The 25,683-nt window shown below is 45.7% G+C and carries 29 protein-coding genes and 2 pseudogenes; 13 read left to right on the top strand and 18 right to left on the bottom strand.

Annotation, left to right across the window (positions count from 1 at the left end):
• Positions 1-57 precede the first annotated feature (57 nt).
• A complete protein-coding gene (locus EL216_RS08630; RefSeq protein WP_085390961.1) occupies positions 58-1,371 on the bottom strand; it encodes a valine--pyruvate transaminase in 1,314 nt (437 codons plus the stop codon).
• A 275-nt stretch (positions 1,372-1,646) separates the two neighbouring features.
• Between EL216_RS08630 and EL216_RS08635 the strand changes: the two genes are divergently transcribed.
• From EL216_RS08635 to EL216_RS08655, 5 genes are read left to right on the top strand one after another with little or no spacing between them, the layout of a single operon-like run.
• A complete protein-coding gene (locus EL216_RS08635) occupies positions 1,647-2,528 on the top strand; it encodes a metal ABC transporter substrate-binding protein (RefSeq protein ID WP_085390962.1) in 882 nt (293 codons plus the stop codon).
• Positions 2,528-3,457, top strand: coding sequence for an ATP-binding cassette domain-containing protein (locus EL216_RS08640; protein WP_269471213.1), 930 nt, complete (start codon positions 2,528-2,530; stop codon positions 3,455-3,457). Before EL216_RS08635 ends, EL216_RS08640 begins: the two co-directional genes overlap by 1 nt.
• 2 nt (positions 3,458-3,459) lie before the next feature.
• Positions 3,460-4,323, top strand: a complete 864-nt coding sequence (locus tag EL216_RS08645; protein WP_085390963.1) for a metal ABC transporter permease — start codon at positions 3,460-3,462, stop codon at positions 4,321-4,323.
• Positions 4,316-5,143, top strand: a complete 828-nt coding sequence (locus tag EL216_RS08650) for a metal ABC transporter permease (protein WP_085390964.1) — start codon at positions 4,316-4,318, stop codon at positions 5,141-5,143. The genes EL216_RS08645 and EL216_RS08650 overlap by 8 nt, the downstream gene beginning before the upstream one ends.
• Before the next feature lie 12 nt (positions 5,144-5,155).
• Positions 5,156-5,416 (top strand): hypothetical protein, encoded by a 261-nt coding sequence (locus EL216_RS08655; RefSeq protein WP_085390965.1) that lies wholly within the window; start codon positions 5,156-5,158, stop codon positions 5,414-5,416.
• 314 nt (positions 5,417-5,730) lie between these two features.
• Here the strand turns inward: EL216_RS08655 and EL216_RS08660 are convergent, their stop codons facing one another.
• Positions 5,731-7,260, bottom strand: a complete 1,530-nt coding sequence (locus tag EL216_RS08660) for a catalase (RefSeq protein ID WP_085390966.1) — start codon at positions 7,258-7,260, stop codon at positions 5,731-5,733.
• A 294-nt stretch (positions 7,261-7,554) separates the two neighbouring features.
• Here EL216_RS08660 and EL216_RS08665 point away from each other — a divergent pair, with 294 nt between their 5' ends.
• The 8 genes from EL216_RS08665 (at position 7,555) to EL216_RS08695 (ending at position 11,708) form a co-directional block, all read left to right on the top strand.
• Positions 7,555-7,788, top strand: a complete 234-nt coding sequence (locus tag EL216_RS08665; protein ID WP_085390967.1) for an RNA-binding S4 domain-containing protein — start codon at positions 7,555-7,557, stop codon at positions 7,786-7,788.
• Positions 7,766-7,996, top strand: coding sequence for a hypothetical protein (locus EL216_RS08670; protein WP_085390968.1), 231 nt, complete (start codon positions 7,766-7,768; stop codon positions 7,994-7,996). The genes EL216_RS08665 and EL216_RS08670 overlap by 23 nt, the downstream gene beginning before the upstream one ends.
• Positions 7,997-8,006: 10 nt before the next feature.
• A complete protein-coding gene (locus tag EL216_RS08675; protein ID WP_085390983.1) occupies positions 8,007-8,843 on the top strand; it encodes a PHP domain-containing protein in 837 nt (278 codons plus the stop codon).
• Between the two features lie 259 nt (positions 8,844-9,102).
• Positions 9,103-9,492 (top strand): ACP-like domain-containing protein, encoded by a 390-nt coding sequence (locus EL216_RS08680; RefSeq protein ID WP_232005289.1) that lies wholly within the window; start codon positions 9,103-9,105, stop codon positions 9,490-9,492.
• 117 nt (positions 9,493-9,609) lie between these two features.
• Positions 9,610-10,230, top strand: coding sequence for an L-threonylcarbamoyladenylate synthase (locus tag EL216_RS08685; protein WP_085390969.1), 621 nt, complete (start codon positions 9,610-9,612; stop codon positions 10,228-10,230).
• A gap of 173 nt (positions 10,231-10,403) precedes the next feature.
• A complete protein-coding gene (locus EL216_RS11445) occupies positions 10,404-10,640 on the top strand; it encodes a Type 1 glutamine amidotransferase-like domain-containing protein (protein WP_269471214.1) in 237 nt (78 codons plus the stop codon).
• A gap of 7 nt (positions 10,641-10,647) precedes the next feature.
• Complete coding sequence (locus tag EL216_RS08690; RefSeq protein WP_269471225.1) at positions 10,648-11,016, top strand: Type 1 glutamine amidotransferase-like domain-containing protein; 369 nt, start codon at positions 10,648-10,650, stop codon at positions 11,014-11,016.
• Positions 11,017-11,057: 41 nt separating this feature from the next.
• On the top strand, positions 11,058-11,708 hold the full coding sequence (locus EL216_RS08695) for a site-2 protease family protein (protein WP_085390970.1): 651 nt from the start codon (positions 11,058-11,060) through the stop codon (positions 11,706-11,708).
• Between the two features lie 652 nt (positions 11,709-12,360).
• Here EL216_RS08695 and EL216_RS11515 read toward each other — a convergent pair.
• The 16 genes and pseudogenes from EL216_RS11515 to leuS all read right to left on the bottom strand — a co-directional run bounded on the left by EL216_RS11515 (position 12,361) and on the right by leuS (position 25,590).
• The gene (locus tag EL216_RS11515; RefSeq protein WP_158087735.1) at positions 12,361-12,495 is read right to left on the bottom strand and encodes a calcium-binding protein; all 135 of its coding nucleotides are present in this window, start codon (positions 12,493-12,495) and stop codon (positions 12,361-12,363) included.
• A 49-nt stretch (positions 12,496-12,544) separates the two neighbouring features.
• Positions 12,545-12,733, bottom strand: a complete 189-nt coding sequence (locus EL216_RS11520; protein ID WP_282956166.1) for a calcium-binding protein — start codon at positions 12,731-12,733, stop codon at positions 12,545-12,547.
• A pseudogene (locus tag EL216_RS11350) lies at positions 12,719-13,105 on the bottom strand (hypothetical protein); the annotation flags it as partial. The pseudogene EL216_RS11350 and the gene EL216_RS11520, both read right to left, overlap by 15 nt.
• A 58-nt stretch (positions 13,106-13,163) precedes the next feature.
• Entirely contained in the window at positions 13,164-13,373 is a 210-nt protein-coding gene (locus EL216_RS08710) for a hypothetical protein (RefSeq protein ID WP_126300858.1), read from the bottom strand.
• An 867-nt stretch (positions 13,374-14,240) separates the two neighbouring features.
• On the bottom strand, positions 14,241-14,936 hold the full coding sequence (locus tag EL216_RS08715; protein WP_126300859.1) for a hypothetical protein: 696 nt from the start codon (positions 14,934-14,936) through the stop codon (positions 14,241-14,243).
• A 61-nt stretch (positions 14,937-14,997) separates the two neighbouring features.
• Positions 14,998-15,519: pseudogene (locus tag EL216_RS08720) on the bottom strand (calcium-binding protein); the annotation flags it as partial.
• A gap of 303 nt (positions 15,520-15,822) precedes the next feature.
• The gene (locus EL216_RS08725) at positions 15,823-16,227 is read right to left on the bottom strand and encodes a hypothetical protein (protein ID WP_085390975.1); all 405 of its coding nucleotides are present in this window, start codon (positions 16,225-16,227) and stop codon (positions 15,823-15,825) included.
• Positions 16,228-16,612: 385 nt separating this feature from the next.
• Positions 16,613-17,224, bottom strand: a complete 612-nt coding sequence (locus EL216_RS08730; RefSeq protein ID WP_126300860.1) for a hypothetical protein — start codon at positions 17,222-17,224, stop codon at positions 16,613-16,615.
• Between the two features lie 159 nt (positions 17,225-17,383).
• Complete coding sequence (locus EL216_RS11355; protein ID WP_408633964.1) at positions 17,384-18,058, bottom strand: hypothetical protein; 675 nt, start codon at positions 18,056-18,058, stop codon at positions 17,384-17,386.
• The gene (locus EL216_RS08740) at positions 18,009-18,365 is read right to left on the bottom strand and encodes a hypothetical protein (RefSeq protein WP_126300861.1); all 357 of its coding nucleotides are present in this window, start codon (positions 18,363-18,365) and stop codon (positions 18,009-18,011) included. The genes EL216_RS11355 and EL216_RS08740 overlap by 50 nt, the downstream gene beginning before the upstream one ends.
• Positions 18,343-18,534 (bottom strand): hypothetical protein, encoded by a 192-nt coding sequence (locus EL216_RS08745; RefSeq protein WP_126300862.1) that lies wholly within the window; start codon positions 18,532-18,534, stop codon positions 18,343-18,345. The genes EL216_RS08740 and EL216_RS08745 overlap by 23 nt, the downstream gene beginning before the upstream one ends.
• Before the next feature lie 1,040 nt (positions 18,535-19,574).
• On the bottom strand, positions 19,575-20,198 hold the full coding sequence (locus EL216_RS08750) for a hypothetical protein (RefSeq protein WP_085391096.1): 624 nt from the start codon (positions 20,196-20,198) through the stop codon (positions 19,575-19,577).
• Positions 20,195-20,401 carry a hypothetical protein gene (locus EL216_RS08755; RefSeq protein WP_085391097.1) on the bottom strand — a complete coding sequence of 69 codons (207 nt, stop codon included), beginning with the start codon at positions 20,399-20,401 and terminating at the stop codon, positions 20,195-20,197. The genes EL216_RS08750 and EL216_RS08755 overlap by 4 nt, the downstream gene beginning before the upstream one ends.
• A gap of 94 nt (positions 20,402-20,495) precedes the next feature.
• Entirely contained in the window at positions 20,496-20,639 is a 144-nt protein-coding gene (locus EL216_RS11095; RefSeq protein ID WP_158087738.1) for a hypothetical protein, read from the bottom strand.
• 174 nt (positions 20,640-20,813) lie between these two features.
• Positions 20,814-22,370, bottom strand: coding sequence for a TerC family protein (locus EL216_RS08760; RefSeq protein ID WP_085391098.1), 1,557 nt, complete (start codon positions 22,368-22,370; stop codon positions 20,814-20,816).
• Positions 22,371-22,953: 583 nt separating this feature from the next.
• Positions 22,954-25,590 (bottom strand): leucine--tRNA ligase, encoded by a 2,637-nt coding sequence (gene leuS / locus EL216_RS08765; RefSeq protein ID WP_085391099.1) that lies wholly within the window; start codon positions 25,588-25,590, stop codon positions 22,954-22,956.
• Between the last annotated feature and the right edge of the window lie 93 nt (positions 25,591-25,683).

Below are 25,683 nucleotides of genomic sequence, written 5' to 3' on the forward strand. Positions count from 1 at the left end.
GGGAATGAAAAAAGGCCGTCTGAAAAATATTTTCAGACGGCCTCATCTGTTATCCGGTTACAAAGCGTTTGGGCTGCTTTCTGTCGAATCGTAAAGGTTACGTACGGCCGTGCCGATGGCGGCGATGCCTTTGCGTAGGGTTTCTTCGTCTTGCGCGATGCTCATGCGGATGCATTCGTGTGCGTGGTGGTAGTTTTCAGTGTCCATGCCCACGAAAAACAGTTCGCTCGGAATAATCAGCGTGCCGGCGGCTTTCAGGCGTTCGTAGAGTTCATGCGAAGAAACAGGCAGACCTTCAAACCAAATCCATAAGAAAATCGCGCCTTCGGGTTTGTGGATTTTCATCGGATAGCCGCCTAATTCTTTTTTCAGCAGCGACACGGCAAGAGCGGCCTGCTTGCGGTAAAACGGTTGCACCACGGTATCGGAGAGGGTTTTCAGACGGCCGTCTTGAATCAGCGGTGTGGCGATGGCGGCACCGAAGCGCGTAGGGGCAAGGTTCACAACCGCATTCAACGCGCTCACGGCTTTCACCACTTCGGGGTGGGCAATGATGATGCCGGTGCGCACACCGGGCAGGCCGATTTTGGATAAGCTGAAACAGAGAATAATGTTGTCGTGCCAAGTCAGCGTGGCTTTGCTGTAAATAATGTTGGGAAAAGGCATGCCGTAGGCGTTGTCGATAATCAAGGGAATGCCGTGTGCTTGGGCTAGTGCGTCCAAACGGGCCATTTCGTTGTCGGTTAACACGTTGCCGGTGGGGTTGGTGGGGCGCGAGCAGCAGATGGCACCGATTTTGCCTGCTTTCAGTTCGGGCAGGTTTTCCAGCGCGTCGAAATCGACGCGGTATTTGAAAAATCCGCTTTCGCCTTCGTGTTCGACTGCTTCGATGCGCGGCGGTACGGCAGTGAAATGTTTGCCGTCGACATGTGCGTCGGCATAACCGATGTATTCGGGGGCGAGCGGCAGCAGGATGGTTTTGTCGGTTTCGCCGCCGTTGTCGTTAAAACGGCCGCCGAACAGGTTAAACAAATAGAAAAAGGCGTTTTGGGAACCGTTGGTCAGCACGATATTGTCTGCGCTGATGCCCCAGCCGTATTCGCGGTTGAAAAATCCGACCAACGCATCAATAAATTTGGCGTCGCCTTGCGGTGTGGAATAATTGCCCGCGCTTTCTACGGCAGCGTCGTTATCAACCAGCGTTTGCAGTATTTCCCGATAGGTTTGGTTAACGGCTTCGATACGCGCGGGATTGCCGCCGCCAAGCATATTCACGGGGCGGTCGCTGTTGAGAGCTTTGCCCAAGTCGTCCATTAATTGCAAAATGCCGCTGTTGCGGGTGAATTGTTGGCCGAAGGCTGAGAATTGCATGGCGGGTTCCTTTGTATATTTAAATAAAAGGATTATAACCCTGCGCGCTTTTTTCAGTATGGGGAATAACGGCTTAAGCACTTATTGTTCTGTGCGTTCTCCGTTGGTCTTACAATAGCCTTTCTCAATCGTTTAACCGTATATCTTATATTATTATTGAAAATAGTTCTCATTATTGATATGATGGATGTAGATGGTCAGCAGACAAGGCTTTGATACGGCTGCCGTTTAACCTTATTCTTATTTATGTCATATCTATATCAGGAGAATGTATCATGCGCCGTTTTTTAACCACCGCATGTTTGGTTTTGGCCGCTTTGTCGGCATCGCCTGCTTATGCAAAATTTAAAGTGGTAACCACTTTTACCGTGATTCAGGACATTGCTCAAAACGTGGCCGGCGATGCGGCAACGGTGGAGTCGATTACCAAGCCGGGAGCGGAAATTCACGATTACCAACCCACACCGCAGGATATCGCCAAAGCGCAGTCGGCCGATTTGGTGCTGTGGAACGGCTTGAATCTGGAACGCTGGTTTGAACGCTTCTTCCAAAATGTGAAAAACAAGCCGGCAGTGGTGGTTACCGAAGGCATCACGCCGATGTCGATTCACGAAGGGCCTTACAAAGACACGCCCAACCCCCATGCGTGGATGTCGACCAGCAATGCTTTGGTGTATATCGAAAACATTAAAAATGCGCTGGTGAAATACGACCCGAAAAACGCGGCGGTTTATACCAAAAATGCGGCGGCATACAGCAACAAAATCAAGCAGCTCGACAAGCCCTTGCGCACCAAGCTGATGCAGGTGCCGCAAAACCAGCGTTTCTTGGTAAGCAGCGAAGGCGCGTTCAGCTATCTGGCGAAAGATTACGGTTTTAAAGAAGTTTATCTGTGGCCGATTAATGCCGAACAGCAAGGCTCGCCGCAACAGGTACGCAAGGTGATTGAGGTAGTGCGTAAAAACAAAATTCCGGTAGTGTTCAGCGAAAGCACCATTTCGCCCAAGCCGATGAAGCAGGTGGCGAAAGAAACCGGTGCCAAATACGGCGGCGTGCTGTATGTGGATTCGCTTTCCGCCAAAAACGGCCCCGTGCCGACTTATGCCGACCTGCTTAATACAACGGTATCGACGATTGTAAAAGGATTTGGAAAATAATGATGTCCCCCGCTGCTGCTTCGATTCGTGTCGAAGATGTTACCGTGCGCTACAACAACGGCCACACGGCCATTTATGATTTTTCGCTGGATTTGGAAGGCGGCATGACCTGTGCGTTGGTCGGTGTGAACGGCAGCGGCAAGTCCACATTGTTTAAAAGCCTGATGGGTTTGCTCAAGCCGCGCAAAGGCGATATCCGCCTGTGCGGGTTGCCCATCGTGCAGGCACTGAAAAGCAATCTGGTTTCTTATGTGCCGCAAAGCGAAGAAGTGGATTGGCAGTTTCCCGTTTCGGTTTACGATGTGGTGATGCAGGGGCGTTACGGCTACATGAATATGCTGCGCATTCCGAGTAAAACCGACAAACAGAAAGTTCAGACGGCTATGGAACGCGTTGATATCGCCCATCTTGCCGAACGGCAAATCGGCGAGCTTTCCGGCGGCCAGAAAAAGCGCGTGTTTCTCGCCCGCGCATTGGCTCAGGAAAGCAGAGTGATTCTGCTCGACGAACCGTTTACGGGCGTGGATGTGAAAACCGAAAACATGATTATGGATCTTCTGGGACAGTTGCGCGCCGAAGGCCGTCTGATTTTGGTGTCGACACACAATCTGGGGGTTGTACCCGACTTTTGCGACCGCGTGGTGATGATCAACCGCACCGTATTGGCGGTGGGTTCTACCGAATCCACTTTCAACCAACACAACCTCGAAGCTGCATTCGGCGGCGTGCTGCGTCACTTCAAACTGGCCGGCAGCGATTTACACGACGACGAAGACAAACGTGTCGTTACGGTGCTGACCGACGACGAACGGCCTGCGGTGTTTTACGGCGAAACCAAAATCGACCCGCCCGCATCAACCGCAAAATGCGGCTGCAACGGTGAGGAAGAAGCCGTGCAGGAGCAAACGGAAAACGGCGGAGAGCGTTGATTATGCTGGATGTGTTGCTGGAGCCGCTCGCTTACGAATATATGGTTAAAGCCGTTGTCATCAGTGCCGCCGTGGGCGGGATATGTGCGTTTTTATCAGCCTATCTGATGCTCAAAGGCTGGTCGTTAATCGGCGATGCCTTGTCGCACTCGGTGGTGCCGGGCGTAGCCATTACTTATTCGCTCTCGCTGCCCTATTCGGTGGGTGCTTTTATTTCAGGCATCTTGGCGGCATTGGCGATTTTGTGGATTAAAGCGGTGAGCAAATTGAAAGAAGATGCCATCATCGGCTTTATTTTCACCACCTTTTTCGCACTCGGCCTGTTTATCGTTTCCATCAACCCCACCGCCGTGAATGTACAGGAAATCGTATTGGGCAATATTTTGGGTATTGCCGACGAAGACGTTTTTCAAGTAGGCATCATTATGGCGGTGTGCCTGGCTTTTTTATTGCTGTTTTGGAAAAACCTGCTGCTGGTATTTTTCGACGAAACTCAGGCGGTTGCCGTGGGTTTGTCGCCGCTGCGTTATAAAATCCTCTTTTTCACCCTGCTCAGTGCCTGCGTGGTGGCCGCCCTGCAAACCGTGGGGGCGGTATTGGTGATCGCCATGGTGATTACGCCGGGTGCCACTGCCTATCTGCTTACCGACAAATTCAGCAAGCTGGTGGGCATTGCCGTGGCGTTGGGCTTTTTTACCGGCGGCATCGGCGCGTATGCCAGCTATTTTCTCGACGGAGCCACCGGCGGCATTATCGTTTGTCTGCAAACGGCGTTGTTTCTGCTGGCCTTTATCTTTGCGCCCAAATACGGCTTGTTGAAACAGAAACAGACTGCAGCGTTGCAAGGAGAAACCGGCCATGGCTGACATCATCAACTGGTTTGTCGAACCGCTGAGTTTTCCGTTCATGCAATACGCGCTGCTGACCGCGCTGATGGTGTCGGTGGTGTGCGGCATCTTATCCTGCTATCTGGTGCTGAAAGGTTGGTCACTGATGGGTGATGCCATTTCCCATGCCGTATTGCCCGGCATCATCGTCGCCTTTGTAACCGGCATCCCTTTGGTGGTGGGCGCATTCGTTTCCGGGCTGGCCTGCGCCGTGGGTGTGGGCTATCTGAAAAACAACAGTCGTCTGAAAGAAGATACGGTGATGGGCATCGTGTTTTCGGGCATGTTTGCTTTCGGCTTGGTGTTGTTTACCAAAGTGGAAACCGACCAACACCTCACGCATATTTTGTTCGGCAACATTCTCGGCGTGAGTTATGAAGAGCTGATCCGCACGCTGATTATCTGCACCCTTGTTTTTGCGGTGGTGATGCTGAAGAAAAGGGATTTGATGCTCTATTGCTTCGACCCCGTACAAGCACGCATCGTCGGCTTGCCGCCCCGCGTTCTCCACTACGGGCTGCTGATTCTGCTGGCATTAACCATCATTAGCGCGATACAGGTTGCGGGCGTGGTGCTGGTGATAGCCATGCTGATTTCTCCCGGCATCACCGCTTCGCTGCTGACCCATCGTTTTGACCGCATGATGATTATCGTGGTAGTGTGCTCTGTGATTACCGGTTTGGCCGGCACGATATTGAGCTACCATTTGGATGCTGCCACCGGGCCGGTGATTATTCTGTTGCAGGCCATATTGTTTTTATGTGCGCTGGGGTATTCCAAATTGAGGCAACGTTTATAGCCGTTTGCCGGTATGAAACTGATGAAAAGAGGCCGTCTGAAAATAATTGTTCAGACGGCCTCTTCACAGGTAGGGCAGGCATCTCTTCCCGCCATTGTGGGTATTTCCAGAAGCAAGAAACAAAATATTCAAAAGATGAAAGGCCGTCTGAACAATTATTTTCAGACGGCCTTATCCGGTATATGTTGGGGCACCCCCGCCGGTTTCTCGCTTGGTTTGAACCATAAGCAGTTGCGGCGTGCAAGGATGCCCACCTTACGGATAGATGTTTGATTGTACTGGTGTGGAAAGGTTTGGTTCGGAATGGGGTGGAACATCATCTGATTTTGCGTACACCGACACGGAGTCTAAATAATTCTGAATATAAGAGCAAAGGCCGTCTGAAAAGCCTGTCGGTAAGTTTTTAGATAGAGCCTCTTCACGGTTAGGGTGGGTATCCTTGCCCGCCGTTGGGCATTGTTTGGTAGGAATGCGGGCAAGAATGCCCGCCCTACGGGATTGTTGTTTCAAAACCAAAGGCCGTCTGAAAATTTCAGACGGCCTTTCCAATCACCTTAATTCAATAAGGTTTCAAACTGAACAACAGCTTATGCTTTGTAGTCGCTGAAGTCGATCAAACCGGGCTGGCCCATAGCAGGGTCGGTTTTGTACGCAGCCATTGCGTCGGCAACAGTCATACCCAAAGCTTTGGCAACGCCTTCACCGTAAGCCGGATCGCAAGCGTAGCAGTTGCGGATGTGGCGGTATTTGATGAAGTCCAGCGCATCGCCCATACCGGCAGCGGTGTTTTTGAACAAGGTTTCTTTTTGTTCGCAGCTCAACAAGTTAAACAAGGCACGCGGTTGGCTGAAGTAGTCGGAATCATCTTCGCGGTAGTTCCAGAAAGCAGCATCACCGTTGATTTTCAAAGGCGGCTCGGCGTATTGGGCTTGCTCTTGCCATTGGCCGAAGCTGTTCGGCTCGTAATGGATGGTGCTGCCGTAGTTGCCGTCAACACGGCCTTGACCGTCGCGGGCATTGCTGTGTACGGGGCAACGCGGTGCGTTCACCGGAATCTGATGGTGGTTCACACCCAAGCGGTAGCGTTGCGCGTCGGCGTAGTTAAACAGACGGGCTTGCAGCATACGGTCGGGAGACACGCTGATACCGGGAACCAGATTGCTCGGTGCAAATGCAGATTGCTCAACATCGGCAAAGAAGTTTTCAGGGTTGCGGTTCAGTTCGAATTCACCTACTTCGATCAACGGGTAGTCTTTTTTCGGCCAGATTTTGGTCAGGTCGAACGGATGGTAAGGCACTTTTTCAGCATCGGCTTCAGGCATTACTTGAATATACATGGTCCATTTCGGGAAATCGCCTTTCTCGATAGACTCATATAGATCGCGCTGATGGCTTTCGCGGTCGTCGGCGATTACTGCGGCGGCTTCTTCGTTGCTCAGGTTTTTAATGCCTTGCTGGGTGCGGAAGTGGAATTTCACCCAGAAGCGCTCGTTTTGAGCGTTGATGAAGCTGTAAGTGTGACTGCCGAAACCGTGCATATGGCGGTAAGAAGCAGGAATACCGCGGTCGCTCATCACGATAGTTACTTGGTGGAACGATTCGGGCAACAGCGTCCAGAAGTCCCAGTTGTTGGTAGCGGAACGCATATTGGTGCGGGGGTCGCGTTTTACCGCTTTGTTCAAATCGGGGAACTTACGCGGGTCGCGCAGGAAGAATACGGGCGTGTTGTTACCCACCATATCCCAGTTGCCTTCTTCGGTATAGAACTTCAAGGCGAAACCGCGGATGTCGCGCTCGGCATCGGCCGCACCACGCTCACCGGCTACTGTGGTGAAGCGGGCGAACATTTCGGTTTTTTTACCGATTTCGCTGAAAATTTTGGCCTTGGTGTATTGAGTGATGTCGTGGGTAACGGTGAACGTACCGAAAGCACCGGAACCTTTAGCGTGCATACGACGCTCGGGAATCACTTCGCGTACGAAATTAGCCAGTTTTTCGTTCAGCCACAAATCTTGGGCCAACAGCGGGCCGCGCGGACCGGCAGTCATACTGTTTTGGTTATCGACAACGGGCGCACCGTTATTCATGGTTAAGTGGGTTACAGGACATTTGGACATGGTTTGTGCTCCTTGAAAAAATCAGTAGTTATAAAAAATGATATGTGTGTGTTTGTTCAGCGTACAACAGCAAATGTTATATCGGGCTTTGTAGTGCAATATCCTTTTATTTCATTTGCCTTAATCTATGGAACGAACTATACATTAAGATTTTCACTATTAAAACTATGACTTCGATTTATTTTAGTTATTTTTAATCGGAAATTAAATATTGATAGGTTATTTTAACATTATCGAAAACACTTTGTTTTGACGTAAAATAAAGCATCTTTAGGCCACCATAACACAAAAACCATGCAAGGAACTGTTTATTTGGAAGATAACGAATACATCGCTCTGTGCGACCTGTTGAAACTGGCTGGCCTAACCGACAGCGGCGGGCAAGCAAAAGCAGCCATTGCGGCAGGCGACGTGTTGCGGAACGGCGAAACCGAAACCCGTAAAACAGCCAAAATACGCGGCGGCGACATCATCGAATTTGACGGCGCAGTGTTAGAGGTAGTGGATGGATACGACCCCGAAGCTTAAACCGGAAGACCTGCTCCCGGAGCCTGTACGCCCCGAAGCATGGGAATGCTGCGGCAGCGATTGCGGCGATGCCTGCATTCAAACGATTTATTGGAATGAAAAAGCCAAATACGACGAACAGCAGAAAATCCGGCGGGAACAATCGGCTGCAAAAGCCGGTGTATTTTCAGACGGCCTGAATGGCGGTTCTGAAAATGAGGCCGTCTGAAAGTATTGTTATGATAGATCTCCATTGCCACTCCAATATTTCAGACGGCCTGTTAAGCCCTGCCGAAGTTGCACGTTTGGCACATGCCAATGGTTGCACCATGTTGGCGTTGACCGACCACGACCATACCGGCGGGCTGGCCGAAGCGCGTGCCGAAGCGGAAAAGCTCGGCATGCGTTTTATTAATGGTGTGGAAGTTTCCGTAACATGGCGCAAGCGCACGATACATATCGTCGGGTTGGATTTCGACGAGCATAACAAACCGCTGCAAAACCTGTTGGCCGAAGTACGCAAAGGCCGTCTGAAACGTTTGGAGGCCATTGCTGCGAAGCTGGAAAAGAAGGGCATAAGCAGTGCCTATGAAGGTGCGCTGGCTTTGGCGGCCAATCCTGAAATGGTCAGCCGCACCCATATTGCAGAATTTCTGATTAACGAAGGCCATGTACGCAACAAGCAGCAGGCGTTTACCAAATATTTGGGGGATGGCAAGTCTGCTTCGGTGCCGCATGACTGGACAACGTTGGAAGCGTGTTTAGCGGCCATTAACGGAGCGGGCGGTATCGCGGTAATTGCCCATCCGATGCGCTATGGCTTTTCTGCAACGGCCAAGCGTAACCTGTTTGAAGAGTTTAAGGCTTTGGGCGGGCAGGGCATTGAAGTACACAGTGGCAACTGCGATAAAAACGACCGCTTAAACTATGCTTTGCTGGCACAACGCTATGACTTGCTGGTGAGCGCAGGGAGCGATTTTCACCGGCCGAACGATTACAGCGGCGGCATCTTGGGGGCATGTCCCGAGCTGCCGGAAATCTGTAATCCTGTTTGGCTGCAATTCAAACCGGTATAGCCGCTTTGCCATTTCATGGTCTTTCTCCGGAGGGGTTGAAAGCAGAAAACAGTGTTGATGAGGGCGGTTTACAACATAAAAATAGCTTCTCAATATGGCGCAATGTTCAAGATTTGTTATTAATATCAACAACTTGTTTTTATCTTACTTAATATTACATTTGGCAGTCTTTCTATAAAACCGAACAATCCTATAATCCTTTTCGTGCATGCGCTGTCTGATTTTTGAGACAGTAGGCTGTGCCGGATATCTTAACTTGATGAAAGAAAAAAATATGAAAATCTTATCTACTGCGTTATTGGTGGCTGCTACATTGGTTGCCGGTGTTGCTCATGCTGATGCCGGTCCTGCAGTAAGAAAATCTTCAGTAAACTATACCTGCCAACAAGGTAAAAGAGTTAAAGTAACTTACGGCTTCAACAAACAAAATCTGCCTGTGTATGCCTCGGCTTATGTACACGGTAAAACCCGTTACATGCCAATTAATTTGAACAGCTCAGATAATGTAGACACTATTTTCGGTGATGAAGACAACTTCAAATTGAGTACCGACTACATGACTCGAGCCAATCACCGCTCTAAATCAATCATGATTACTTCGCCGGGTCAGGAAATTGTTTTCAAAAGCTGTAATCCCCGCCGCCGTTAAAATTTCGGGTTGACGCACAATAAAGGCCGTCTGAATTACATCAGACGGCTTTTATTCATTATATAATTCTAAATTTATAGAATATATTTGAACATAACGACAAGTAAGGAACACAATATGGCACAATTTTTCGCCATCCACCCCGACAACCCGCAAGAGCGGTTGATCAAACAGGCGGTGGACATCATTAGGAAAGGAGGCGTAGTTGCTTACCCTACCGATTCTTGTTATGCACTTGGTTGCCATTTGGGCGACAAAGAAGCCATGGAGCGCATTCTGCGTATCCGTCAAATTGACCTGAAGCATCATTTAACTTTAATGTGCGCCGATTTAAGCGAGCTGGGCACTTATGCCAAAGTGGATAACGGCCAGTTCCGTCAGTTAAAAGCTGCTACTCCGGGCAGCTATACCTTTATTTTGCAAGCCACCAAAGAAGTGCCGAACCGCACTCTGCACCCCAAGCGTAAAACCATCGGCTTGCGTGTACCCGACAATAAAATCGCATTGGCTTTGTTAACAGAATTGGGGGAGCCGTTGTTGAGTTGTACGCTGATGCTGCCGGAAGACGACGAACCGCTGACCGATCCGTATGAAATCCGCGACCGTTTGGAGCATTCCGTAGACTTGGTAATCGACGGCGGCTGGTGTGGCACCGAACCTACCTCGGTTATCGATATGACCGACGGCGTGGAACTGATTCGCGAAGGGAAAGGCGATGTAGCATTGTTCGGTTTATAACGATGCCGTCTGAAAATGTAGGCCGGGCATTCCCATCTGCCGAAAACTTAATGAAATAAGTTGGATGACAAGTGGAGATACCCGCCTTACGAAGCTGTAATTATTGTGCAATAGGACTGAACCGGTATCTGTTTTCCGGCTACTAAGTCAGGTAAAGGATAGAAAGGCAGACCATGAAATTATTTTTAACTTCTTATTTTGCACAAACGTTTTCCTTGTTACCGCCGTTTCTCAGTGAACCGATGCAAGGAAAAACGGTCAGTTTCATTTCGACGGCTGCGGATGTAGAAACCGCAGATTTCTATGTAGAAGAAGCCCGTCAGGTTTGGCAGGCTTGGGGCGTAGAAATTGACGAAATTGATGTAGCGGTATTACGAGGTAGAAGAAATTGCTCGAAAATTACACTATAACCACTATATCTATGTAAGCGGCGGCAATACTTTTTATTTGCTGGCACAGCTGCGGCGGAAACGAGCGGATAAGGTGTTGGTAGATTTAATTACTTCCGGCAAACCTTATATCGGCGAATCGGCAGGCAGCATGATTTTGGCAGATGATCTGTCTTATGTGCACCAAATGGATGAAGTGGGTAAAGCCGAATACGATACGCAGCATGGTTTGGGCTTATTGGACATCTGCCCGTTACCGCATGATGGGGAACAACCTTTTGCGGAAACCACCCGAATCATCCGGAAGCGGTATGCACATTTGCCTCTCTACCCGCTTAACAATTCACAAGCACTATTAATAAATGGCAGTAAGCCTGTTATATATCAGGCCGTCTGAAACTTTCAAACGGCTTCACACCACACTAAAAAAGGAAAAACATGTTTCAAAATTTTGATTTAGGCGTATTTTTATTGGCCTTGTTACCGGTGTTGTTGGCGATTACCGTTCATGAAGCGGCACACGGTTATGCAGCACGCTATTGGGGCGACCGTACTGCCGAGCAGCTCGGCAGGCTCACGCTCAATCCGATTGCGCATATCGATTTGTTGGGTACGGTTGTTGTGCCGCTGTTGATGTTTTTGTTTACACCGTTTTTATTTGGCTGGGCAAAGCCGGTGCCGATTATGGCGCGTAATTTCCGCGATATACGTATGGGCATGAGAACAGTAGCGATTGCCGGGCCATTGTCTAATCTGGCTATGGCTTTCGGTTGGGGGCTGGCGGTGGCATTGGCACCGCACGTGCCCAAGGCATTCCAATATCCATTGGGAGAAATGGCTAAATACGGTGTGCTGATTAATGCTGTGCTGTTTGTGTTGAACATGATTCCGATTCTGCCGTTGGATGGCGGGCGTTTCGTCGACAGTTTCCTGCCTGCCCGTGCGTCTATGCAGTTTCGTAAAATCGAACCCTACGGCACTTGGGTGATTTTACTGCTGTTGATGACAGGTGTGTTAGGTTCGATCATGATGCCGTTTGTGCGGGGTATTATCGTACTGGTAGGCTCGGTGGCAAATTTGTTTATGTAAGCAAGAAAGGCCGTCTGAATACATTTCAGACGGCCGCAGATTCAGATTTGAAGGATAGCTTTAACTTTCTATCACGGAAGAAGGCCGGTATGCGTTAGCATACTGGCTTTTTATAACATAAAGAGATTGCAATGAGTTATTCACAACTGACCGAAGACGAGCGATACCGCATCCAGTACCTCTTCTGTAACCAAGCCCTCTCTGAAATCGTCAAGCAGATTAACTGTCATAAAAGCGTATTAGCTACGAAATCAAACGGTACTGTACTTAAGGACGGCAGCAAAAGTGGCAGATCAAGCAGTGTAAACTTACTTCTGTTAGCCTTATCATTCGTAGGAAAAGGGACTGAGTAAAAATACCAACAAATTTATATGCTAATACTTTCCCACACAAACTGATTTTTGCTACATCAGCCATCATAAGATTGGAAGGGTTCAAGAGGAGTTAAACCGTCAGGTAAGAAAATACTTAGCTATGCAAGGCTAAGTATTTTATTCTTAAATCTGTTTCCTCCGGTTTTTTGATTGCCATATTTCAAATTTGAATCGAAATTTACCAGAAAACAAGACAAAACCGCTGCCATTCCTGTTCAGATGAGAGTAGAGCGGTTTTATCTTTTCTGGTTTTGTTCAGAGCTGAAGGTTTTGGCTTGTCAAACGACCAAATTCATAATCTCGTTATTAGCCAGTTTTTTATCTGCAAAAGTAAAATGAGCATGACGGTAATTTTCAGAGTAAAAATATCCCTGTACTGTTACCTGATCGTCTTTACCAAAGGCTTTTACCAATAAATCATTACCTGACCGGCTGAAAATCGCATGGGTAGATTCCGCATCTTCAAACAGCCAGCAGATTATCTATACTGATACTTCCACTGTCGTAATTTGATACAGTATCTCGGCCATGCCCTTTGACAAAGATATAAGTATCTCTGCCTTCTCCCCCGACTAAGTAATCGTTGCCGATACCGATGATTAGAACATCGTTGCCTGCTCCACCGCAAAAGTGGTTGTTGCCGTTGCCCAAACGGGTGCTTACATCTTGATAGGCTGTGTTAAGCGATTGGATGTTCAGGGATTCGAGTGTGAACAACTCGTTTTCTTGGCTGATGTCGTCTTGGTTGAGATCGCACCATACGCGCAGTTGTTTGAAGGCTTCGTCTTGTGCGTCGATAAGGCCGTCTGAATTGCGGTCGATAACCAGCAGGCCGTCATCGGCCGACACCCAGCCCGTAGCCGTGCGGATGCCGTCTTTGTTATGGTCGAACAGCGCACCGTGATAGCCCTGCGTGCCGACGGTTTCGATGCCGTCGCCGTCGAGGTCGAGTACCGAAGGATCGACGATGTGGTATTTGCCGTCGCGATTGGAGTTTTTGTAATCATTAAATGCTCTATATCCAGCCTCAAATCCGGCAGCAATTCCAAATGCTGCAAGTGCTCCTAATTTTGTAGCAGGATTAATAGAAACTGCTACAAGATGCGGCGATAGGAGCGATATTACCAGCTACTGCAATTGCATCAGACAAAGAAACTTTACCTGTTTTATCAAAATCATTAATCATTTTCCCTAAAGTTAAAGTTGCCGCACCCGCATTAGTAGCAATAGCCAAACCTGCCGTAGTTGGATTTAAAGCAATAGCTCGTAATGCCGCTACCGTTTGAGACAAGCCCGTTCAACACCAATTGAGTTATTTGCATATAAGTGTGCCTTCCATACCTGAAACTGCTCCATTTACAGCTTCCAATAATGCTCTACTCATAATAAAACTCCTAGATTACTTGCTACAAGAATTATATATTGATGTAATTAAGAAAGATTTATCTTCCTTATACTGAAATAAATCATTTCTAAAAAATCCAGATTCATGTGTAATTTCTAACTCCTTCAAAATTTTAGGTACTATAATTTTTTCATACACTCCTTCTTTGAAACATTTCACTCTTGAATCTATTGTCATTGTAGAAACATTATCTTTATCTATAAAAATCCAAGTAGATATTTTATCTTTCGCACATATATCTAAACTTTTTTTAGTTACAAATTGCTTTGGATTAGAATTTGAATTATTTCTTTTAAAACAGAGACAAATATCTGTAATACTCTTATCAAATTCGGACTTTTCCACATACAAAGGAACAGAAGTAATTAGAGCTCTTTCAAATGATGTACAACTTAATAAATCAGGATTTTCCGAATGTTTTTTCGAGACAAGTATAAATATATTACTATTAAAATAAAAGGTAGAATAAACATAGAGATATAGATTTTTTCATTTAAACCAAACCTAACAAAACTTTTTATTCATAAATTAAAATAGAAATGTGAAACCTTAACTAACATAAATGACAGCATATCAAATCCAAACATAGAAATAAAATTAAATAATTTTAGATTAAGAAAATCACGCATATAAAACCTAAAACCCTTACAACATAAAATAATCAGCAACCGATTAAATCATTGTAATCTATTTGCTTGGTACGACTTGGATTGTTATATGTACAATCTTTCATTTTTCACCTCAAAATTAGGATTAATCAGAAAATAAAGAATAAATAATTAAAAAAACACCTGAACAAATAGTCAGGAAAAAGAACCCCAAACTAATAAAAACTACAATATTTAACAGATACAAAAAAAATTTAAAGCTAGAAACCAAATAAACTAAAGTATAGTGTTGCGGAATATTTATAAAATCCCAGCCAAATATCCAATAAAGCAGGATAAACACCATGTAGCAATAAAAAAATATGGCAAACATTCTAAATTTTATGGTTCTGCTATTAAACCCCTTCCAAATCCTGTACGGATTTAAAACCCCATAGCCCAAATAATAAAAAACAATATATTTTTTTCTTAATGATTCCAAATTATCTGTCGATTTGTCTTTCAGAAAAATTTGAACCAATTGAAAAACCACAGGGATATTAATAAGTAAAGAAACCAAGCCAACAAGCAGAGTTGCCGTTAGGGAATTGGCCGTCCGAACAGGAAACAATGATTTGTTTTCCAAAGTAGCCACTCCGGGAATGTCAAATGAAAAAATCTTTTCATCTAAAATGAATACAAAAAAAATCTGAGCAACCAGATAAACAGCAGTAATCAGTGAATTTATTTTAAAAACATAATCAATATTTTTTAATGTCATTATTTCAATCTTTATAAAATACATCGACATGTAATGAGTGCTCAACATTTGTTCAGAATAAAACAAACGGGTATTTTCCATACCCGACACACAATTAATTAACTGTAAAACTATATCTTAAGTACCAAATCAATCACCAACCTCAAGCCACCTGCTTAGGCAACTGCATTTGTTCTTCAGTCAGTTTGACCGCATCAATATAACGGCTATGGAGTGTACCGTTGGCCAACAGCACATCACCCATTTCGCGAGTTTGGCCGTCTGAAAGCGTATAGCTGCCTTTTTGAACAAGGTTGTTGCCATTGCCCAAACGGGTGCTTACATCTTGATAGGCTGTGTTAAGAGATTGGATATTCAGGGATTCTAGTGTGAATAACTCGTTTTCTTGGCTGATGCCGTCTTGGTTGAGATCGCGCCATACGCGCAGTTGTTTGAAGGCTTCGTCTTGTGCATCGATAAGGCCGTCTGAATTGGTGTCGATAACCAGCAGGCCGTCGTCGGCAGACACCCAGCCCGTGGCCGTGCGGATACCGTCTTTGTTGTGGTCGAACAGCGCACCGTGATAGCCCTGCGTGCCGACGGTTTCGATGCCGTCGCCGTCGAGGTCGAGTACCAAGGGATCGACGATGTGGTATTTGCCGTCGTGGTTGAGGTCGAGCCAATCGCCCAATTTATCACTCCAATCCAAAAGATTCGACAGCAGCCAGTCGCCCAAATCTTTTTGAAATTCATCCCATGCTTTACCTGCTTCATCAAATTTTTCTTTAACAAAATCACGCCATGTATCGGGATTGACTGCATCATTAAATTTATCCCCAAAATCAAAAACTTTAGGCAAAAACCAATTTGCAAAATCTTTAACACCTTGATCGTATTGCTCCCCTATATCATTCATGGTTTTTTCAAAAAGTGCTTTATTGGAAACAGCCAAATTAACCGCCGTTGCAACAGCCCCAACCGCAGCTGCTTAGCCTTCAGTTTTATTTACACCTGGCGCAACCGATGCTCCAGTTTGAATCATACCTGCAATGCCGGTAATCACACCCAAACTGGTTGATGCTGCTTTATCAAACTGCTCCTGCTTTACATATGCAGCAGTTGCAGCCAATGATGCAGAGGCTACCGCTCCGTTTAATTGAAATGCAGTTGCTGCAGATACCGCTCCTATCGCATGTGCGCCACCAGATGTTCCCGTATTTTGCAAACTTGCAGTGGCGGTAGCTCCAGAGGCAACCAAAGACATAGCAGCAATCGTTGCATCCAGCCCATCCAAAGAAGTACGAGAATTACTAGGTTTACTTAAATAATCTTTTATATTGTTGGCATTTTGCAAAACTTCTGCATATGTAAGACCATCTTGTATTTTTGACATTTTATTTTCCTTTAAGAAAAATTAAAGATAACAAACCAAAAGAATGATATTAAATTGATAATCATTATAAAATATAATAAGAACCCGATATAATTCTGAATTATTATTGCAATACGATTTCCTTCGGAAATTTTCTTATTGAGAATTTTAATATTTAGATATTTCAAAGGCTTCGAAACAATAATTAAAAATAACGCTCCTCCATAAAGAACATATTGATTAAACTTATCAAAATTACTAAAATATAATGCAATGTCATAACCCTTAAAGAAAATCACACCACAAATAAAATATAAACAAGATAAAATTAAACAAATAAAGAAAAAAATATAATTCATAGCAAATTCATAATTCACATCATTAAAAATTTCTAAAAAAAGAAACTTTAACGAAAAAAATAGTAAAAAATCAAAATAACATTGATACAGCAAGAAAGAAGAAAAAAGCTCAAGGCAGAAAAAAGCAGCATATTGAATACAAGCAAAACAACCTTATACAAGGAAATCAAAGAGACCAAAACAGCATGGGCAGGAATATCAGGAACCGCCCAACCAAACAACCAATAAAAAAATATAAAAACCATATAAAAAATAAACAAAAGCAAGAAAACTTTAAACTGAAATGTAATTTTTTTAACATTTCCTACTATGCGAGCAGGATTCAAATGAACATAACCTGCCCAATTGAGCAATCTATGGCTTCTCTTCAAAGTATCAAAAAAACTCAAGTCGCCATTTTTTATATAGTCAAAAACCATATTGAAATAAGGAATTACATTTATAATAAAAAAAGCAAATCCAAAACATAAAGTAAAATTTATAGAATTAAATGTTGCTACAGGAAAGTTAGACTTCCCTTCCAAATACAAAACACCGGGCGCATCAAAAAAATTAATTCTATAATCCAGAAAAAATATGCTTACTACTTGAGAGAGTAAAAAACCATAAATTAAAATATCGTCAATCAAAAGAAGATTTTTTTTTCTACCAATATCCATAACTATCCATAACCAAAACTTCAAACGTCAAAAACGAACGGGATAATAGCCATCTATCCTTAAGCCAACAAAAAAACCTTACAAACGGTATAAAAATACTAAATGTATTTTCAATAACCATAAAAACTATATATTTAAATATCAAATCAACTGCCAACCTCAAGCCGCCAGTTTGGGCGACAAGCCTATCGCTTCGCGCAGGTCGCGCAAACGGCCTATGCCTTGCAGGTTTGCCGTTTGCATTCGTTCTTCAGTCAGTTTGACCGCATCAATATAACGGCTATGGAGTGTACCGTTGGCCAACAGCACATCACCCATTTCGCGAGTTTGGCCGTCTGAAAGCGTATAGCTGCCTTTTTGAACAAGGTTGTTGCCATTGCCCAAACGGGTGCTTACATCTTGATAGGCTGTGTTAAGAGATTGGATATTCAGGGATTCTAGTGTGAATAACTCGTTTTCTTGGCTGATGCCGTCTTGGTTGAGATCGCGCCATACGCGCAGTTGTTTGAAGGCTTCGTCTTGTGCATCGATAAGGCCGTCTGAATTGGTGTCGATAACCAGCAGGCCGTCGTCGGCAGACACCCAGCCCGTGGCCGTGCGGATACCGTCTTTGTTGTGGTCGAACAGCGCACCGTGATAGCCCTGCGTGCCGACGGTTTCGATGCCGTCGCCGTCGAGGTCGAGTACCAAGGGATCGACGATGTGGTATTTGCCATCGCGGTTGATGTCTTTCCACGGGTTAAGTTCATCGGGGAATAGTTCGTAGAATTGACGAGACCACCGCTCAGCCAAATCCAGCCAAATCCCATCCAAAGCCTTTCCAATTATCAGCATTGAATAAATCATCGGGGGATATTGTTTGATTTCCTAAAGTAGCTTCTCTATATGCTTTAATACCAAGCCCAATAGCATTCAATTCAACGCTAAGAGCTTGACCTGCTTTTCCTCCTACTAAGGATGCAGTATCACCTGCAATACTAAAAACATCACCAATTATATTTTGAATATCTGTAAGTTTTATTCGCTCATTACTTTCCACTTGTTTCGAAAGCTTATTGATATTCGCTGCCAAACTACTAGCAGCAGCGCCAAGTGCAATGGCATCAGAACCTTTTGAATTACTTCCAGCAATAGTTGCCATTGAATTCACTGTAGAAATAACGCCTGATGCCCGTAGATAAAATACTTCCTGCATCTCCTTTGCTAACTGCCTCTCCGAAGCCGGTCAAAGCCCCATACATATTAGTTGCTCCCCCGCCAATTTGTGTTATTGCTTGAGCTGCTTGTTTTGCGATATTAGAAATTTTCATTTAGGACCCCTTTTGAGCTAAGAAGATTTTTTTTGTTACTAAAATAAAGAAAATAGATGGAATGGAAAGAATAAAAATGGGCAATATAAATATTTTATAATTTTCAAGATCTATAATTAATGTCAAAAATAAAGATATATTTAAAGCAATTAATACTGTTTCAAATTTCCTAATATTCATATTTTACTCATAAGTATTAATATTTATTCTTCTAAAAAAGAATAAAGATAGCAGAATGAGATACGAACAGACTATAGAAATTCCCATATTATTCTTAAAATTCAAAATATTGAATAATATAGATGATATTACATATAAATAATAAAGATAGCAAAAATATTTTTTTTGATTTACCATAAATTTTATCTTTCTGTTTTCCCTAAATTAACTCCTACGGTTAAAGCTGTTTTCACTTGCCCAACGGGGCCAGGAAACATTGAGGCCCACTTCCTACTACTGTAATCGTTCCCGTAACTGCCCCTGTTGCGTTGGAACTTGTACTTGCTTCAAGCATTCCATCAACCGCCCCTACTTTTCCACCCACATTTGATAGCATATAAATTACACCTTGCGACCTTGGCATAATCTACTTCTAAATTTAAAGAAAAATATTCCCAATATAAAAAAGAAAGTTGATGAGAATAAAAATATTAGAATAGCTTTTATGATTTATATCTTGAAAATTTAAGTTATAACCAACTTTAGCAGCCATTCCGAGAATTTCAAATGAAAAATCTTTTCATCTAAACTGAATACAAAAAAATCTGAGCAACTAGATAAACAGCAGCAATCGAAGTAAATTCTATGAATGCCTGCTCTTTGTTGCCTTGCCTATACTTTTGCACCACCTGCCCCGCAGCAATCATTAAGCTTACATGCCCAAATAAATTGGCAACCGGGTTTGCTCTTGATTTCGCCAGATCCGAAGCACCGAATTTTTCTAAAAAACTCTTATATCCTTTATCCGCACTTGTAAATCCCGCCCCAATGGCATCACCAACTTTGTTTCTTCATCATAAGTATTGCAATTAGCTGACATGTTAAAACTCCTGCTTTTTAAAAATAGATAGTAAAATCAATACCGCAATAAACAAAAGACCAAACCACATAAAAGAAACGATCAAAGAAAATATTATATTAAATATAAATAAATATATTTTATGATTTATCACCAGACTCAATGTTCTCTGCACCTCTGGCGTTTTGGCAGCTTCGAAGTCAAAAAGAAAAAGAAAAATAAGCCAAATCCCTAATATGTGAAATAAAAATTGAAATACTTTAAAAGCTTTGCCACGATCAGCCTTTATTGTCATATCTTTAACAAGATAAGGATTAATTGCCCAAATTCCACAATCAAAAAGAATTTTGTTCTTTGCTTTCAATAGATTGAAAATTCTTTTATCAACCCCTTTAAAATACCAGTAAATCAGTACCAAGCTGACACTCGTACTTAAAAAAAATAAAAAGATTGAAAACAGTATCGTCAAATTCAAAGAGCGGGCTGCGGCATTGGCATGGTTTCCCACTTGCAAATATTGGATAAACCCCAAATTGAAATCAAGATTACCATAAACGTCCCCAATAAATATGGTATAAAAACTTAAAAAAATATTTGTAAGAAATAATATTAAAATTAACTTCAATACGCAGAAAATTTTTCTCATTGATAGTCCGATACCTTTTGCAATAAATATATACAAATGATATAAAATATTTTAATCAGGCTAAATTGAAATTGCAGCCGAATATCTACACAAGCTTTCTTAGCCATTTTGACAAATATCCATTTTTGAATATTTAAAATAATCTGAACATTCATACGATCTAAAAAATCTAAGAATACAAACTCTCCTAATGCTTCAAGCATTTTATCATCTTAATCTGCAGACCCAAACCATCCCATCAAAACCCAACAAACGGCATATTAAAATGCTAATCAGCTACTTTTATGTGTATCAAACTCAAGCCACCTGCTTAGGCAACTGCATTTGTTCTTCAGTCAGTTTTACCGCATCAATATAACGGCTATGGAATGTATCGTTGGCCAACAGCACATCACCCATTTCACGCATTTGGTCGTCGGAATGGGTAATACCATCGCCCAAGCGAGTATTGGTATCTTGATAAGCGGTGTTAAATATTGGATATTTAAAGATTTGAGTGTGAAAAGTTCGCCTGCTTGCCTGTTGTTGTTCCGTTTAGTTGGAACGCTGCTCCTGTTGATTCTGAATTCAAGGGGTCTTTTAAATTAAATATGTATAAATTAAATATGTAGCAACCTATTCCTCCGGCAGCTTGGTAATCTTCACCCGTTCGATGCGTTGGCCTTCTTTTTCAATCACTTCAAAACGCCAGCCGTGGAAGTCGGCAAAATCGCCGGTATCGGGGATGCTTTGCAGCTCTTCCATGATTAAACCGGCAACGGTGTGGAAATCGGCATCTTCTTCTTGTGGCGGTAAATTCAGTTGCGGAGCCAATTCGACATATTCCAACGCACCGTCTACCGTCAAGCTTTCGTCTGCATGTGTTTGCAGAGTAGGTTCTTCTTCGCGTTCGAATTCTTCGGGGAATTCGCCGGCGATGGTTTCCAGCATGTCTTTCATGGTTGCCATGCCGAGTACTGCGCCGAATTCATCCACCACCAGCGCATAATCGGCACTGTTTTTCCTGAAAAGCTCGATAGCAGTCAGTGCGGTAGTACTGTCGGGCAATACCAATGGTTGCCGCAGGGCCGCTTGAATATTCATTTCGCCTTCGTCAAGTAATTGGGCGAGCAGGTCTTTTTTATTGATATAGCCCAGCGGTTCGTCTACACCCGCTTTGCCGACTACCAACAAGCGGCTGTATGGCGTGTTTTGCAGTTGGGTGCGCTGTTCTTCTTTGCTTTGCGAAATATCCAAACGCTCGATGTCGCGGCGGGGAATCATCACGCCGAGAATGGGGCGTTCTGCCAGCGTGAGTACGCTGCGTATCATGGATTTTTCGTTTTCTTCAAAGTGGGAAATGTCTTCGGCTTTGTTGCCGGACTGCGCCAAAACGGTTTCGCGGATGCCCATCATACCCAGCACATTATCGGCTGTGCGTTTGCGCCACGAACTGCTGATGTAGTCGTTTTTGCGGGCGTTGCGCTGCGAAATCTGGTTGAACGCTTCGATAAGGATGGAAAAACCAATAGCGGCATACAGATAGCCTTTGGGAATCTGGAAGTGGAAGGCTTCGGCAATCAGGCTGAAACCGATCATCAGCAGGAAGCCCAAACACAGCATCACGACGGTAGGATGCTTGGCCACAAAATCGGTGAGCGGTTTGCTGGCCATAATCATGATGGTCATCGCCACAACAACCGCAGCCATCGCCACAACGATATAGTCGACCATCGCCACGGCGGTAATCACGGCGTCAATCGAAAACACGGCATCCAGCACCAAAATCTGCAACACCACGCCCCAAAACGGCGAGTGTTTTTTATGGGTGTCGGCAATGGCAAACTGATTGTGGCCTTCAATGCGTTCGTGCAATTCGGTGGTGGCTTTATACAGCAGGAACAAACCGCCGACGAGCATAATGATGTCTTTGCCCGACACGCTCATGCCGCTGATATGGAACAGCGGTTTGGTCAGCGTGATGATGTGCGCCATAAAACCCAGCATCACCAAACGCATCAATACGGCCAGCACCAAGCCGGTGATGCGGGCTTTATCGCGTAGGGAGGGTTTGACTTTATTGGCTAAAATCGCCACAAAAACCAGATTATCAATGCCGAGCACGACCTCGAGAATCAGAAGCGTTGCAAAGCCCAACCATGTGTTCGGTTCGGCTAACCAACTGAAATCCATAATACTTATTATCCTTTTTTCATCATAACAAAAGGCAACCCGACAAAAGTCAGGCTGCCTGAATGGGGCGCATACACGAAAGGCATCGGGTAAAAATGCTCTGCTCCGCGTCTTTCATAATGTGGTGTATGCCTCAAGTTAAATAGAATCAGTAGTTTATCAGTTTGGTAAAGATAAGGCAAAAAAAGCTGCCGGTAATAAAATCCGGCTGCCGACGAAAAGCAGTTTCCGATTCATCGGTATCGTTTGTGGATTGAGGCCGTCTGAAAAGATTGCTACGGCGAAAGCTGTACGATGTTTGTTTTCAGGCGGCTTATCGGTTTTTATACGGTTTAATCCCGCTGGTCTACCAGCGGCGTTTCAGCAGCAGGAAGGCTTTATTTGCGCTTCAAGTGTCTGTGCACTCCGGTCGGATACAATATGCCGTCCTGCCTGTGCGGATAATGTACTTTATCCATACAAAGCGAAAGATACAAAGATTGAATCGGCATGAACGGGCATTTGTATGCGATATAGGTGAAATAAGAGGCCGTCTGAAGTACCAAACGGCTGGTTTCAGACGGCCTCTTTCAGATTACCAACATCAAACCACGATATTCACCAAACGGCCGGGGACGACGATGATTTTCTTCGGTTCTTTGCCTTCCATGAATTTCACTGCGCCTTCGGTAGCGAGTGCGGCGGCTTCGACGGCGGCTTTGTCGGCATCGGCGGGCAAGGTTACTTTGCCGCGCAGTTTGCCGTTTACCTGTACCATAATTTCGATTTCCGATTTCACCAGCGCGGCTTGGTCGGCTTGCGGCCAGCCGGTTTCCCATAATGACGAACCGGGGCGCAGTTCGCTCCACAAGGCTTCGCAGATGTGCGGCACAATCGGCCACAGCAGGCGGACAACGGCTTCCAATACTTCTTGCGCCACGGCGCGGCCTTGTTCGGACGTGCAATCGGTTTTGTCGTATTGGTTGAGCAATTCCATCACAGCGGCAATGGCGGTGTTGAATTGCAGACGGCGGCCGTAGTCGTCGCTGACTTTGGCGATGGTGGCGTGCAGTTTGTGGCGCAGGTCTTTCAGGTCTTTGCTTAGACTGTCGTGGCCGTCTGAAAAGGCTTCGACCGCCCCGCCTCGGTTGATGTATTCAAACACGGTGCGCCACAGGCGGCGCAGGAAGCGGTGTGCGCCTTCTACGCCGGCATCGCTCCATTCGAGCGATTGTTCGGGCGGCGAGGCGAACATCATAAACAGGCGGGCGGTGTCGGCACCGTAGGCTTCGATCAGCTCTTGCGGGTCGACGCCGTTGTTTTTCGATTTCGACATTTTTTCCACGCCGCCGATCTCAACGGGGAGGCCGTCTGAACGCAATACGGCGGAGACGGGGCGGCCTTTGTCGTCGGTTTGCACTTCTACTTCGGCGGGGTTGAACCATTGCTTTTTGCCGCCTTCGGTTTCGCGGTAGTAGGTGGCTTGCAGCACCATGCCTTGCGTGAGCAGGCTGGCGAAGGGTTCTTTCACCGGCACGATGCCTTCTTCGTTCATCAGTTTGGTGAAGAAGCGGGCGTATAAGAGGTGCAGGATGGCGTGTTCGATGCCGCCGATGTATTGGTCGGCCTGCTGCCAGTATCGGGCGGCTTCGGGGGCAACCATGCCGTCTGAAAACTGGGGCGACATATAACGGAACTGATACCAGCTCGATTCCATAAAGGTATCCATGGTATCGGTTTCGCGTTTGGCGGGGCCGCCGCAATGCGGGCAGGTGGTTTCGTAGAACTCGGGCATTTTGGCCAAAGGCGAGCCGCTGCCGTCGGGTACAACGTCTTCGGGCAGCACTACGGGCAACTGGTCGGCCGGTACGGGCACGTCGCCGCAGCTTTCGCAATGGATAATCGGAATCGGGCAGCCCCAGTAGCGTTGGCGCGAAATGCCCCAGTCGCGCAGGCGGTATTGGGTTTTCGGTGCGCCGGCGTTTAGGGATTGCAGTTTGGCGGTAGTGGCATCAAAGGCCGTCTGAAAGTCCATGCCGTCGAATTCGCCGCTGTTGATCAGGCGGGTGTTTTCTTTGTCGCCGTACCAATCCTGCCATTCGTTCGGGTTGTAAGCAGGCTGTTCCAAAGTGGATTCAACCACTTGTTTGATCGGCAGGCCGAATGTGTTGGCGAACTCGAAATCGCGCTCGTCGTGACCGGGTACGGCCATTACCGCGCCGTCGCCGTAGCCCCACAATACATAGTTGGCAATCCACACTTCCAGCTTGTCGCCATTGAGCGGATTGATCACATAGCGGCCGGTCGGCACGCCTTTTTTCTCCATTGTCGCCATATCGGCCTCGGCCACGCTGCCGGATTTGCATTCGGCGATAAACGCTTGCAGTTCTGGCTTGTCGGCTGCGGCGGCGGTGGCCAGCGGATGCTCGGCGGCCACGGCAACGTAAGTCGCGCCTAACAAAGTATCCGGGCGGGTGGTGTACACCTGCAAGTATTCGGCGTAATCGCCTTCCAAGCCTTGTTTGCTGCCGCTGTCCAATGCAAAGCGCACTTGTACGCCGCGCGATTTGCCGATCCAGTTGCGCTGCATGGTTTTCACTTGCTCAGGCCAGTTCAGGCTGTCCAAATCACTCAAAAGCTGCTCGGCGTAATCGGTGATTTTGAAGTAATACATCGGGATTTCGCGTTTTTCGATCAACGCGCCCGAACGCCAACCGCGACCGTCGATTACTTGCTCGTTGGCCAAAACGGTTTGGTCGACCGGATCCCAGTTTACCGTGCCGTTTTTGCGGTAAATCACGCCTTTTTCAAACAGTTTGGTAAACAGAAGCTGCTCCCAGCGGTAGTATTCGGGAGTACAGGTAGCCAGTTCGCGTTCCCAGTCAAACGCAAAACCCAAGCTTTTCAGCTGCTTGCGCATATAGGCAATATTTTCGTAAGTCCATTTGGCGGGGGCGACTTGGCGGTCGATGGCGGCGTTTTCGGCGGGCATGCCGAAAGCGTCCCAGCCCATCGGTTGGAGCACGTTGAAGCCGTTGAGCAGTTTGTAGCGGCTCAATACGTCGCCGATGGTGTAGTTGCGCACATGCCCCATGTGCAGCTTGCCGCTGGGGTAGGGGAACATAGAAAGGCAGTAGTATTTGGGTTTGGAAGCGTCTTCGGCCACGTTAAACAAACGGGCTTCGTCCCATTTGGTTTGCGCTGCCGGTTCGACGGCAGACGGTTGGTATTGTTCTTGCATGATGTTTTGCTTTGAAAAATGCGTTTGATAAGGGAAAACGGTAAAAATAAAGGGTGATTATAGCAGTTTAATGAAGGGTTTTTGGGAAATGTA

The sequence above is a fragment of the Neisseria animaloris genome (assembly GCF_900637855.1).
Taxonomy (GTDB): Bacteria; Pseudomonadota; Gammaproteobacteria; order Burkholderiales; family Neisseriaceae; genus Neisseria; species Neisseria animaloris.